This window comes from Yinghuangia seranimata (assembly GCF_029953285.1).
In the GTDB taxonomy this organism is placed as follows: Bacteria; Actinomycetota; Actinomycetes; order Streptomycetales; family Streptomycetaceae; genus Yinghuangia; species Yinghuangia seranimata.
In genome coordinates this window covers 188,953-200,798 of sequence record NZ_JASAOI010000029.1, presented here as the reverse complement: position 1 = coordinate 200,798, position 11,846 = coordinate 188,953, and the positions used below count along the sequence as shown (strand labels likewise).

Below are 11,846 nucleotides of genomic sequence, written 5' to 3'. Positions count from 1 at the left end.
AGCCGTGCACGAACGAGGGGTCCCCGCTTGCTAGTTGGAGCGCTCGCGCTGCTCTTGACAGCCGGATGCGGCGGAGGCTCCGATTCCGCCGCGACCGCGCAGCCCGGCGCGAGCACCGCGGCGGCGAGCGCACCGCAGCCGACGCCGCCCGCCCCGGCCGACCCGGGGACCTTACCCGCGTCGCCGTCGCCCTCGCCCACCGACACCGCACCACCGTCCGCACCGGGAAACCCGGCCACCCCGACGACGCGGACCCCCGGCGCGTCCCCAACGGCCAAGCCCGCCTCGGCCGGCGGCGCGTGGCCGAACGCCTCGAACACCGGCTACAAGAACGCGCCCGGCTACCCGGGATCACTGACGACGTTCAAGGGCACGCTGGAAAGCAACCACACCTACAAGTTCATGCGCTTCACCAACGAGCTGTTCGTCGGCACCTCCGACGTCACGCTGCACAACATCACGTTCTACGGCTGCCTGTTCGAGTCGAACAACATCGTCGACACCACCGTGGCCGTCTACAGCGAGAACGTCGTCTTCGACTACAGCACCTTCGCGCCGTCCAAGGCGTCCGCCCCGCCGGTCTCCTACAACAACGGCTACCAGTACGCGATCGACGTGCGCCGCGACGTCCAACTGACCGTCGACCACTCCGACATCTGGGGATTCGGCAACGGCATCCAGATCGGCTTCTCCAGCAAGGCCAAGCCGTTCGTCGTCCGCAACACCTGGTTCCACGACGCCCGCAGCGACGGCGGCGTCGACCACACCGACGCCATCCTGTGCAGCGACGGCGGCCCGACGTTCATGGTGATCGACCACAACACCATCTCGTCGGTCGGCAACACGAACGGGCTCGCGTTCCAGGTCGCCGACGTCTACTACACGGACGTGTCGGTCACGAACAACTACTTCTCGGGCTTCGGCTACACAGTCAACATGGGCGGCAACGGGAAGGGCAACCAACGGATCACCTTCACCGGCAACACCTTCGGCACCGACCTCAAACCCATGTGGGGCCCGCTGTACGGCTGGGGCGGCACGAACGTCACCTGGCGCAACAACAAATGGCACGTCGCCCCAGGCGGATACGACAAACAGCAGTCCAACGACGGCAAGTTCTGGTGGCCGGACGGAACACTCTCCGCCAAGGACTACAACGGCTGAACGCTCGGCTGGGGCGACCCAGCCGAGCGTCCCTCCCCACCGCGGGAGAATACGTCAGATCTGCGCGAGAACCTCGTCCGCGCAGCGCTCGCCGGACGCGACAGCCGCGTTCAGGGTCGCGTTGTCCACGTCGGTGTGCTCGCCCGCGAAGTGCACGCGGCCTTCCTGTACGCCCTCGTAGCCGGCGAACGCCGTGTACTGGCCCACCTTGTAGTAGTGGTACGCGCCGTAGTGCCACGGGTCGACCGACCAGTGGTCCTCGTACGCCTTGCCGTTGAACGCCGCACGCGTGCCGGGGAAGACCGTCTCGATGCCGTTCAGGAAGAAGTTGACGTCCGCGGTCGGCGCCGGGCCGTGCGCCGCGCCGGTGTACGTGTAGCGCGCGACGTCGCCGCCGGGGAAGTTCACCAGCAGCGCCGGGCCGCCCGTACCGAGGTTGACCGAGCCGTCCCACGCGGTGCCGAAGCCGTAGCGGTCGGTGTTGACGATGCCGTTGCGGTTGAGCGAGGGCCAGGTCTTCTGGTTCAGCTGCACCACGAGCTTGGCGTTGTGGCCCATGCCCTGCTGGCAGATGGCCTGGGACTTGCGCGCGCTGAACCCGGCGGCGGAGAAGTCGACTTCGCGCAGCTGACGGAACGGCAGCGCGAGGATGACGTGGTCCGCCGCGACCTGGACCAGGCTGCTGCCGTTCTTGAAGGTGCAGGTGTAGCTGCTGTCGGTGTTCCGGCGCAGTGCGACCAGCTCGTACCCCTGCTTGAGGGTGCCCTGCGGCAGCTCGGAGAGCATGCCGGTGATCACCTGGTCGTTGCCGCCCTCGAGGTGGTACAGCTCGTCGAACGCCTTGACGCTGAAGCCGCCGCCCGCCCAGAAGCTGATGAAGCCCACCGCGGACGAGTCGCGCGGCTCGCCGCCGCCCTGGCGCTGGATGGTCCCGAAGATCTCTCCGAGGGGCGAGCGCTCGTCGACGCCGATCTCGGTGAAGTAGTCGAGCATGGACATGTTGTCCAGGCGCTGCGCCTCGGCGTTGTAGCTGTTGTAGCGCGGTTCGCTGCCTCCCATGGCGGTGACGGAGGCCTGGAGCCGGGGCATGAGGGCGTTGACGTCGGCGTCGAACCCGGGGTACTGCTGGCCGTTGACCAGCTGGGTGTAGTCGCCGGTCTTCAGCTCGCCGCCGTTGGCGAGTTCGGTGTGGACGCCGAAGCGGCGGGCCAGACCCAGCATGGCCGAGTCCGCGGAGCTGACGAACGCGCCGCCGTGCTCGCTGACCGCGCCGTTGTTGAAGAACCCGCGCAGCGACCAGCAGCGCCCGCCCGCGTGCGAGGTGTCGGCGTCGTACACGGTCGCGGCGACGTTCGCGTGGTCGGTCCAGAGCTTGTGCGCGCAGCGCAGGCCGGCCAGGCCGCCGCCGACGATCACCACGCGCGGCGCGGTGGCCGCGTTCGCCCGCGTCGGCGCGAGCAGCCCACCCGGCAGCGCCGAGGCCGCGGCGAACGCGCCTGCCGCCCCCAGGAGCTGACGGCGGTTCAGTTGGCGCTTGGGGGCCGGCGCGGACTCGGCCGCGAGCTCGGCGCGGCGCAGCGCCGAGCCCTCCATCTCGCCCAGCAGGTCGGCGACCGGCATGCCGCGGCGCTTCGCCGCGAGGTGGGCGGACACCAGCGCGCGGAACGCGTTGGGGGTGCCGAGCTTGGTGGTGACACGCAGCGGTGCTGCGGGATCAAGGCGCATATTCCCTCTTCCGGGGGGCGTGGCGGCTGAACGGCCTTGCATCCGACGCCCCTTCCGGGGGACACCGGCGAGGGCGGCGGCGGTGGCGCGCTGTCTGCGCTGCCGGGAGTGAAGCGCCTGCGCATCACTGTTGTCAACGGTGATGTGCCCGCAACACGAGAAGGAATGGTTCCGCATATCCGGAGAGGTCGAGGGCGAATTCCATCCACCCCGCCTGCGAGCCGCGCGGGCCTGAAGCGGCACCGGCGGGCATCCACGCGCAGTAGCGCACCGCGTACGGAGCGGGGTCGGATTCCTGCTTGCCGCCGCACGACTAGTCCGCCCAGCGCGAGGCCGCGAGGAAAATCGGTTCTCTTGGCAACCCGAAACCCGTTGTCCGTCGTCTTCGTGGCGGGGTGCTGCCTATGTCCAGTCCGCTTGTCCGCAATCTCTACCCGCTCCGCTCGCCGGTCGGCGGCGGCCCCGTGCCCGCCGGGACCGCCGGCAGACGTGCCCGGCCCGCGCCGCTCCTCGTGTGGAGCGACGGCCGGTGTCCTGGCAGCGGCCAGGGCTCGCACACCCTGGTCCGCAGCGACGAAGTCCCCGGCAAGAAGTGGAAGTGCACCCGCTGCGGCCACCGGCAGTGACCCCGCCGCGCGTTCACCGCCCTGGCGGCCCTCATCCCCGGAGCGCGCCCGTCGCGAGCGCGCGGGCGACCTCGGCGGGATGGGTGAGCTGCGGGTAGTGCCCGGCCCCTCGGATCTCGGTCACCTCGTGGTCGACCTGTGCGCTGAGCGGGTCGGTCGAGCCGACGACGATCCGGACGGGGACGGTCACGCGGTCCAGGAGCCGCTTCAGCTCCGGGCGTTCGGCTTCGGACGCGCGAAGGGCCCCGATCACGCGGCGTGCCGCGCCGGGACGGCGCAGATCGGCGGCGGCGCTGTCCGCCTCCGCCCCTTCGGGGACGCCGAGCAGCGCGGCCAGCTCGGCCCCGGTCATGCGGCGCAGCTTCACGGCGGCCGCGGCCGAGCGGTTGAGCCGAGGGGCGGGTTCCTGGAGGAACGACGGTGCGATGAGCACGAGTTCGCCCACCCGCTCCGGATGCTCGGCGGCGAAGCGCAGCGCGGGACCGCAGGCCACCGAATGGGCGACCAGGGAGGGGCGGGTCCGCGTCGGCCTCAGCAGTTCGTCCAGCCATGCGTGCATGGGCCGGTCGGTGGCGGACGAGCGTCCGAGCCCCGGCAGGTCGGGAGCCAGGGCCGGCCCGGTCAGCCGCGCGGAGACGGGTGCCCACGCGTCGGCGTTGAGCGGCAGTCCGTGTAGCAACACGTAGGCCGGATCGGTGCGTTCACCAACGACCCACGTTCGGCTGCCCGCCGCGGCGTCGAAGCCGTAGGGCGTCAGCCACGGCTCGCGCGTTCCGAAGCGGGTCGCGACCAGATGGTCGGCCCAGGTGTGCAGCGCGTCGGCGACCGGCGGCATCTTGATACCGGCCGCCGCCGCGAAGTCCCTTGCGGGGCCCGTCGGATAGCGGTCGGTCGACAGGAAGGTCAGGGTCTCGGGGTCGGCTTGCGTGAGTGCGCGCGGAAGGCGGCGCAGCAATCCGACCGGGATGGTCCGCCGCGGCGCCCGCACCCCGATGTGGTCGGCGATGGTGCGGACCAACCCGGGCAGAAGGGGAGTCGCGTCGTCGAGCACCCAGTAGTGCCTGCCCGCGGGCGCGGCGGGGAGTTCGGCGAGGAACCGTGCGAAGTAGTCGGCGGTGACGACGGGGAGGAAGGTGTCCGGGCCGCCCGGCAGCATGGGGAGCTTGCCGGTCCACAGCTGTTCGACGAGGCCGGCCGGGCCGATGTACTGCCCCGGGCCGATCACGCTGCTGGGGTTGGCGATGTTCAGCGGAACCCCCAGTTCGCGGGCCCGCGCGCGTACGGCGAGGTCGCCTTCGAGCTTCGACGCCTCGTACGCTCCCAGCGTCGCGTAGTCGGGCCGGCCCTCCTCGGCGCTGACGCGGTACCCGCTGATGTGTACGAGCCGCCGCAACTCGGGAAGCGCGGCGGCCCATTCGAGGACGTTGAGCGCGCCGGTGACGTTCGTCGCCCGGGCTTCGTCGACCTCGAGGCCGAAGGCGTAGCGCGCGGCGGCGTTGTAGACGACGGGTGCGTGGGGTAGTTCGGCGAGCGGCCGCGTGACGTCGGCGGTGACCACGTCGAGGCTCCCGGTGTTGACGCCCTGGGACGTCAGCCAGGGAGTCAGTGTGTCCTGCCGGACGGCCGCGGCAACGTGTCGCCCCCTGCGGAGCAGTTCCGCGACGAGGGAGCGTCCGATGAAGCCGGTGGCGCCGAAGACGATCGCGTCCAAGATGACTCCCAGTAGATCGGTCTACATATTTTTTGGGCAGACAGACGGCCCGTCGCGTGCGGCGTGTGCGGCGGGCCGGGGTGGTGCGTCAGCTCAGCAGGACCGCGATCTGGCGGCCGATGCGGTCCAGCGGCTCCCGGCTGCGATGCGCCCGGGCCAGCAGCAGCGCGCCCTCGATCAGGGCGAGGACGGTGACCGCGAGGTCGGCGGCGTCGGGGCGGTCGCCCAGCCGGGCGCGGAGGGCCGCCTCCCAGGAGGCATAGACCTCCGAACACGCCTCCTGCAGAAGGTCGTTGGTAGCGGCAGCCTCCAAGGCCACGGTGGCGATCGGGCAGCCCTTGAGCCACTCCGACGCCTCCAGCTGCTCGCCCAGGCGCCGCAGGACCGCGCCGACGAACTCGGCGGCGGGGCCGGTCGATTCGGACAGCTCGGCGAGGTCGCTGCCGATCGCCTGCCCGGCGTACCGCACCGACTCGGCGATCAACTGGTCCTTCCCGCCGGGGAAGTGGAAGTACAGCGAGCCGCGCGGCGCGCCGCTGACCGCCACCACCTCGTTCAGCCCGGTCCCGGTGTAGCCCTTGGCCTGAACCAGCGCGTGCGTCGTGTCGAGCAGGCGGTCCCGGGTCTGCGCGCCTTTCTGTCCCATGCCCCAAGAAACTAGACCGACCGGCATATTCACGCAAGATCCACCCGCCGGATCCCGAGGCCCGGCCGAGCGTCGAGGCCTCAGCTCCAGACGTCCATGGGGACGAAGTCGACGCTGCGGCCCTCCGCATCCAGGAGGTGGCCCATGCGCTTGGGGTTGGCGAGCGTCAGGCGGCGGTCCTCGATGACGAGTTCGGGGAACCGCTCGGCCATCTGCGCCTCCAGGCGCAGCGTGTCGGGGATCGACCGGACCCACGCGATGATCAGCAGGGCGTGCCGGGCGGCGATCGCCGCGCACATCCTCACCTCGGCGACCGCGGAGATCGAGGAGGCCACCCGGCCCAGTTCGGCGCTCGGGACGGTCGCGAGGTAATGCACGAACGTCGGGAACCCCGACACGCTTTGGGCGATCTCGCAGCGCGGGATCGCGGTGCCGTTCGCCAGCATGCGGGTCACCCGGCGGCGCACGGTGGACTCGCTCATGCCGGTGGCCTCGGCGAGGTCGCCGTAGCCGAGCCGGCCGTCCCGGCCGAGCGCGATCAACAGCGGCCGGTCCTCGGGAGCCAGGACGGCCGTCCCCGCGGCCGACGCCTCGCCGCCCGCGGGCCGCAGCATGCCGCGCTGCCGCGGGTCGAGCGAGCGCAGGTCCCAGCGGCTGCCCTCGGTGAACAGATGCGTCGCGATCATGCTGCGCACCGAGGTCACACCCTCCTGCGCGCCGACGACGTCCACCACGAGCCGCGACAGCGCGGTCAGGTCCGCGGCCATCACGGTGAGGAGGAGGTCGGTGCCCCCGGAGACGTGCTCGACCCCGGCGATGTGCGGGTCGCGCACCAGCCGCGCGGTCACCGCGCGCAGGTGCGACGGCAGGCAGTCGACCTCGACGTACGCCGTGCAGGTCGTGTCCTGCACGACGGGGCCGCCGTACGCCGTCACCCAGGCCAGCCCCCGCGACCGCAGCCGCTCCCAGCGCCGCGCGGCGGTCACGGCGCTGATGCCCAGTGCCTGGCCGACCAGCGTCCACGACGCGCGGGGCGCCGCCTGCAGCGCGTTGACCAGCGCGAGGTCCGTCTCATCGAGCGCGGGCGCGGGCCCGAGGCCGGGTGCCCGGCCGTCCTCGGGGCTCGGACCCGTTCCGTTGGCGGTGGCGGAATTCTTCATACGCACACCTCGAGTGAATCTTCTCGACAGATTCGGCGGCAAGTCCCCCGAGAAGTTTCATGCTCCAGGGGTTCCCGAGATACGACGACCCCAGGGAGTGGTCCATGCGTGTCGCAATCCTTCTGCTGGCGGTGCCGGTCGTCGCGCTGTTGTCGACGGTCTGGCTGCCGTTCGTCAACGAGCCGAAGATCTGGCTCGGCATGCCCTCGGTGCTCACGTGGACTGCGGGATGGGTCGTGCTGCTCACCCCGGCCCTCGCGAACGTCGAGTACCAGCGCAACCGCGCGGCGGCGAACGGGGGCGACCGGTGAACACCACCCTCGCCGTCTCCGTCGTCGGCATGCTCCTCATCGCCGCGCTCGGCGTGCTCGGCCGACGCAAGCCCGCCGCAAGCCTCGAGGAGTGGACCGTCGGCGGGCGCCGCTTCGGCGCGGTCACCACGTGGTTCCTCAACGCGGGCGAGGTCTACACGACCTTCACCTTCCTCGGCCTGGCCGGCCTGGCGTACGTGTCCGGTGTCGGCGTCGTCTACGCCCTCCCGTACCTGCCGCTCGCGTACGTCGGGCTCTACGTCATCGCGCCGATGGTCTGGCGCCTCGGCAAGGACCGCGGCTACCTCACACAGGGCGACTTCTTCGCGGACCGCTACGGCAGCCGCGCCCTGGGCACCCTGACCGCCGTCCTCGGCGTCGCGTTCCTCCTGCCGTACCTCCAGCTCCAGATCACCGGCCTCGGCCTCGTGGTCGAGCTGGCCACCGGGGACGGCTCCTCCGGCACCGCGAGCATGGTCGCCGCCTCCGTGCTGATCACCGGCTTCGTCCTGTGGTCGGGCATCGGCGGCATCGCCCGCGCCGCGTACCTGAAGGACGCCCTCATGGTGATCGTCCTGGTCGTGCTCGTCGTCGCGATACCCGCCCACTTCGCCGGCGGCGTCGGCGACGTCACCCGCCAGGTGCTCGACGCCCATCCCGCCAAGCTCAGCGTCCACGACGACGGGACGTTCGACCGCACCTGGTTCTTCACCAGCATGGTGACCAGCCTGCTGAGCGTCATGTTCATGACCATGCCGCAGGCCTGGCCCTCGGTGCTGTCCGCCAAGGACGAGCGCGCGCTGCGCCACAACAGCATCTGGATCCCCTTCTACAGCGCCAGCCAGGCGATCCCGATGCTGATCGGCTTCACCGGCATCCTGGTCGCCGGCGCCGCGTCCGGCGGGCCGAACGGCGTCCTGCTGCACCTGACCAACGAGGCGCTGCCCGACTGGCTCGTCGGCGTCGTCGTCACCACCGCCGCGGCGTGCGCCATGGTGCCGTCCGCCGGGATCGTGCTCGGCATGTCGTCGCTGGTCGCGCGGAACGTCGTGCGGCCCCGCTCGGACCGCGCCGCGCTGATGGTCAACCACGGCACCGTCGTCGGCGCCGTCGCCACCGCGCTCGTGCTCGGCATCAAGCGGCCCGACGCGCTGGCCAACCTGCTGCTGCTCACCTACAGCGGGCTCGCGCAGATGGCACCCGCCCTGCTGTACGCCCTGACCGGGCGCCGCCCGCTGGTGCAGGCGTGGTCCGCGGGGGCGGGCATCGTCGCGGGCGAAGCGGTCGTGATCTGGCTGACGTTCGGCGACTCCGGGCACGCGGTCGACACCGGCCACGTCAACGCGGGACTCATCGGGCTCGCGGTCAACATCGCGGTCGGCCTGCTCGTGGAGGCCGCCCTACGGGCCACCGGCAGAGCCCACGGCGCCGGGGCCGCCGACGACGCCGAGTGCCGCGAACCGGTCGCGGCCGGCGCATCGGTCCCGTCATCGATCCAGACGTCTCAGACGTCGGTCCAGACGTCGATCCAGGAAGGAACGGCATGAACGAGGTCCACGGCGACACCGCGCGGCACGGCGGTGCCTCCGGTCCCGAGGCGGACGCCCGCGCACTGCGCGTGTTCCGGGCGCGGCGCATCATCTCGCTCGCCGACGGAACGGACGCCGCGCGGCCGCAGGAGCCCGAGGCGTTCGCGACGCTCGGCGAGCGCATCGTGGCCACGGGGGACTGGGCGGACCTGCGGTCGCGGTTCCCCGCCGCCGAACCGGTCGACCTCGGCGACGCCGTCGTCGTCCCCGGCCTGAACGACGCGCACTGCCATCCCGCCGGCCTCGCCGACACCCGGCTGCGGGTCTCCCTCACCGCGGAGGCGATGTCCACGGGCGGCGGCTCCCGCGCGCTGCTGGCCGACAAGGCGCGCGCCACCCCGCCCGGCCGCTGGGTCGTCGCCGAGGGCTACAACCCGGCGGCCGACCCGCACGGCCGGCTCGACCGCGCGGCGCTCGACGCCGTCTCGCGCGAACACCCCGTCCTCGCCGTGCACTTCTCGTGCCACATGGCCGTCGCGAACAGTCGCGCGCTCGAACTCGCCGGCCACCGCGACACCGACGCCGACCCGCCGGGCGGCACCCTCGGACGGAACCCCGACGGCTCGCTCGACGGGTGGATGTACGAAGGGGCGTGGTTCGACGAGTGGTTCCGACCCAGCGGCGCCCCCGAACTACTGGGCGAGTTCACCCTCGACGACCTGGTCCCGTCGTTCGCCGAGGTGTGCCGCGAGTTCCACGCCGCCGGCATCACCTCGTGGTGCGACGCGCTGGTCTCGCCGCGCGAGATCAGGCTCTACCAGGAGGCGGCGCGGCGCGGCGTCCTCACCGCCCGCGTCGGCATGCTGGTGTGGCACCGCTACTTCGCCGACCTCCAGCGCACCGGGCTGGGCACCGGCTTCGGCAGCGAACACCTGCGCCTGGTCGGCGTCAAGATGATGATCGACGGCGCGCTCGCCGGCGGAACCTGCCTGTGCCGCGCGCCGTACCCCAGTCAGACGGGCGCCGACAACGGCATCCAGCTCATGGGGGACGAGGAGTTCGCCGCGGCGGTCCGCGCGGTCCACGACGCCGGCAGCCGCGTCGCGGTGCACGCGAACGGCGACCTCGCGGTCGGCAAGGTCCTCGACGCCATCGAGGCCGCCCGCGCCGCGGAGCCGCGTTACGCGGCGACCAACCACCGCATCGAGCACTGCAGCCTCGTCGACGACGACCTGATCGCACGGATCGCCGCCGCCGGGGTGACCCCCGTGCCGTTCGGCTCGTTCCTGCACGAGCACGGCGACAAGCTGCGCGGCTACTACGGCGACGAACGCGCGGCCGCGGCATGCGCGCACCGCAGGTTCCTCGACGCGGGCATCGCCGTGGGCGGCTCGTCGGACCACCCGGCGGGGCCGCTCCCGCCGCTGCTCGCGATCCGCACCATGGTCACCCGCGCCACGGACAGCGGCGAGGTCCTCGGCCCCGACCTGCGCGTGACGCCGCGCCAGGCCCTGGAGGTGTACACCGTCGGCTCCGCCCACGCGACCGGGGAGGGCCACCTCAAGGGCCGCCTCGTCCCGGGCATGCTGGCCGACTTCACCGTCCTCGGCGAGGACCTGCTGGCCACGCCCCCGGAGCGCATCGCCGACATCCCGGTCCTGTCGACCTGGGTCGGCGCCCGGCGGGTGTGGGCGGCGTAGCCGTCAGGCGCTCCGACGGGGGCGGGCGGTCTCACGGGCCGCCCGCCCCCGTCGGCGGCCGGGTTGTCGCTCTCCGTTACTGCGCGCGTACGCCCGCGGCTGCTTACCTGTGCGGACGTCCTGATCGCGGCGCACAGTGGATACGTGGCTATCCGAAGCCGGCCGGCCGAGGGGCCGCAGGCCAGCCGTCGAAGCGCGATGCTGGTGGCGCTGCCCATCGCGCTCATCGTGCTGATCACGATCGTCGACCTTTCGGCGCCGAGCAGCGTCCACCTCGGCCCGCTGCTGGTGATAGCCCCGGCCCTGACGCCCTCGTTCGCCGGGCCACGACTGACCGCCGCCGTCGGCGCCCTGGCCATCGCCGCCCAGGTGCTGATCGCCGTGCTCCACGGCGGCCTGACGACCAGCAACCACGTGGCGCAGATCGCCGCGCTGACCGTGCTCTCCACGCTGATCGTGATCTTCACCGTGATCCGGGAACGCCGCTCCCGGCAGCTGGCCCGTGTGCAGTCCGTGGCCGAAGAGGCCCAGCGGGCCCTGCTGCGGCCGCTGCCCGAGCGGATCGGCCCGCTGCGGATCGCCACGATGTACCTGGCCGCCGAACACGAGGCCCAGATAGGCGGCGACCTCTACACCGCCACCCGCGCCGGCGACGGAACCCGCCTGATCATCGGGGACGTGCGCGGCAAGGGCCTGGCCGCCGTCGGCGAGTCCGCCCTGCTGCTCAGCGCCTTCCGGCTCGTCGCCACACGGCACCCCACCCTGCCCGAGCTCGCCCACGTGCTCGACCGCAGCGTCGGCCGCTACCTGCTCGACTTCGCCGAGACGGGCGAGGAGACCGTCGAGCACTTCATCACGGCGCTGCTCATCGACATCCCCGACGGCGAGCCCGTCACCCGTCTGACCAACTGCGGGCATCCGCCCCCCTTGGTACTGAGCCACGGCAAGACGTCGTTCATCGACGCCACCCGGTCGGCGCCCCCGCTGGGCGTGCACGGGCTGTCCGCCGACGAGTACCCGGACCTGACCTACCGCTTCGACACCGACGACACCCTGCTCCTGTACACCGACGGGGTCACCGAAGCCCGCGACGGCCACGGCGCCTTCTACCCCCTGGCCGAACGGGTCACGCAGTGGGCCAAATGCGAGCCCGCCGCCCTCGTCGACCACATCCGCCGCGACCTCCTCGCGCACGCCGGCGGGCACCTCGGGGACGACGCGGCCCTCATCGCCATCCGCCGCGCACAGGCCTGACCGGCCCCGAGGGGCCGTCA

10 protein-coding genes are annotated in these 11,846 nt (G+C 72.1%); 6 read left to right on the top strand and 4 right to left on the bottom strand.

The genetic code is table 11. The features are described from left to right. Positions 1–27 precede the first annotated feature (27 nt). Positions 28–1,164 carry a hypothetical protein gene (locus QI554_RS20125; RefSeq protein ID WP_281471523.1) on the top strand — a complete coding sequence of 379 codons (1,137 nt, stop codon included), beginning with the start codon at positions 28–30 and terminating at the stop codon, positions 1,162–1,164. A gap of 54 nt (positions 1,165–1,218) precedes the next feature. Here QI554_RS20125 and QI554_RS20120 read toward each other — a convergent pair whose 3' ends face one another. Next, positions 1,219–2,889 (bottom strand): flavin monoamine oxidase family protein, encoded by a 1,671-nt coding sequence (locus QI554_RS20120; RefSeq protein ID WP_281471522.1) that lies wholly within the window; start codon positions 2,887–2,889, stop codon positions 1,219–1,221. Positions 2,890–3,293: 404 nt separating this feature from the next. Here QI554_RS20120 and QI554_RS20115 point away from each other — a divergent pair, with 404 nt between their 5' ends. Further along, positions 3,294–3,515, top strand: coding sequence for a hypothetical protein (locus tag QI554_RS20115; RefSeq protein ID WP_281471521.1), 222 nt, complete (start codon positions 3,294–3,296; stop codon positions 3,513–3,515). A gap of 31 nt (positions 3,516–3,546) precedes the next feature. Here QI554_RS20115 and QI554_RS20110 read toward each other — a convergent pair whose 3' ends face one another. The 3 genes from QI554_RS20110 to QI554_RS20100 all read right to left on the bottom strand — a co-directional run bounded on the left by QI554_RS20110 (position 3,547) and on the right by QI554_RS20100 (position 7,032). Then, entirely contained in the window at positions 3,547–5,226 is a 1,680-nt protein-coding gene (locus QI554_RS20110; protein ID WP_281471520.1) for an alpha/beta fold hydrolase, read from the bottom strand. A gap of 88 nt (positions 5,227–5,314) precedes the next feature. After that, positions 5,315–5,872 (bottom strand): TetR/AcrR family transcriptional regulator, encoded by a 558-nt coding sequence (locus QI554_RS20105; RefSeq protein ID WP_281471519.1) that lies wholly within the window; start codon positions 5,870–5,872, stop codon positions 5,315–5,317. A gap of 80 nt (positions 5,873–5,952) precedes the next feature. Beyond that, positions 5,953–7,032, bottom strand: coding sequence for an Lrp/AsnC family transcriptional regulator (locus tag QI554_RS20100; RefSeq protein ID WP_281471518.1), 1,080 nt, complete (start codon positions 7,030–7,032; stop codon positions 5,953–5,955). Between the two features lie 104 nt (positions 7,033–7,136). Between QI554_RS20100 and QI554_RS20095 the strand changes: the two genes are divergently transcribed. The 4 genes from QI554_RS20095 to QI554_RS20080 all read left to right on the top strand — a co-directional run bounded on the left by QI554_RS20095 (position 7,137) and on the right by QI554_RS20080 (position 11,826). Next, positions 7,137–7,343 (top strand): DUF3311 domain-containing protein, encoded by a 207-nt coding sequence (locus QI554_RS20095; RefSeq protein ID WP_281471517.1) that lies wholly within the window; start codon positions 7,137–7,139, stop codon positions 7,341–7,343. Continuing rightward, a complete protein-coding gene (locus QI554_RS20090) occupies positions 7,340–8,890 on the top strand; it encodes a sodium:solute symporter family protein (protein ID WP_281471516.1) in 1,551 nt (516 codons plus the stop codon). Before QI554_RS20095 ends, QI554_RS20090 begins: the two co-directional genes overlap by 4 nt. After that, positions 8,887–10,572, top strand: a complete 1,686-nt coding sequence (locus QI554_RS20085; protein ID WP_281471515.1) for an amidohydrolase — start codon at positions 8,887–8,889, stop codon at positions 10,570–10,572. Before QI554_RS20090 ends, QI554_RS20085 begins: the two co-directional genes overlap by 4 nt. Positions 10,573–10,716: 144 nt before the next feature. Further along, positions 10,717–11,826 (top strand): PP2C family protein-serine/threonine phosphatase, encoded by a 1,110-nt coding sequence (locus QI554_RS20080; RefSeq protein WP_343230796.1) that lies wholly within the window; start codon positions 10,717–10,719, stop codon positions 11,824–11,826. Positions 11,827–11,846 lie beyond the last annotated feature (20 nt).

Coding starts and splice junctions, on each gene's coding strand:
- QI554_RS20095 (WP_281471517.1), top strand. CDS start 7,137: ATGCGTGTCGCAATCCTTCTGCTGGCGGTGCCGGTCGTCGCGCTGTTG.
- QI554_RS20115 (WP_281471521.1), top strand. CDS start 3,294: ATGTCCAGTCCGCTTGTCCGCAATCTCTACCCGCTCCGCTCGCCGGTC.
- QI554_RS20100 (WP_281471518.1), bottom strand. CDS start 7,032: ATGAAGAATTCCGCCACCGCCAACGGAACGGGTCCGAGCCCCGAGGAC.
- QI554_RS20105 (WP_281471519.1), bottom strand. CDS start 5,872: ATGGGACAGAAAGGCGCGCAGACCCGGGACCGCCTGCTCGACACGACG.
- QI554_RS20120 (WP_281471522.1), bottom strand. CDS start 2,889: ATGCGCCTTGATCCCGCAGCACCGCTGCGTGTCACCACCAAGCTCGGC.
- QI554_RS20085 (WP_281471515.1), top strand. CDS start 8,887: ATGAACGAGGTCCACGGCGACACCGCGCGGCACGGCGGTGCCTCCGGT.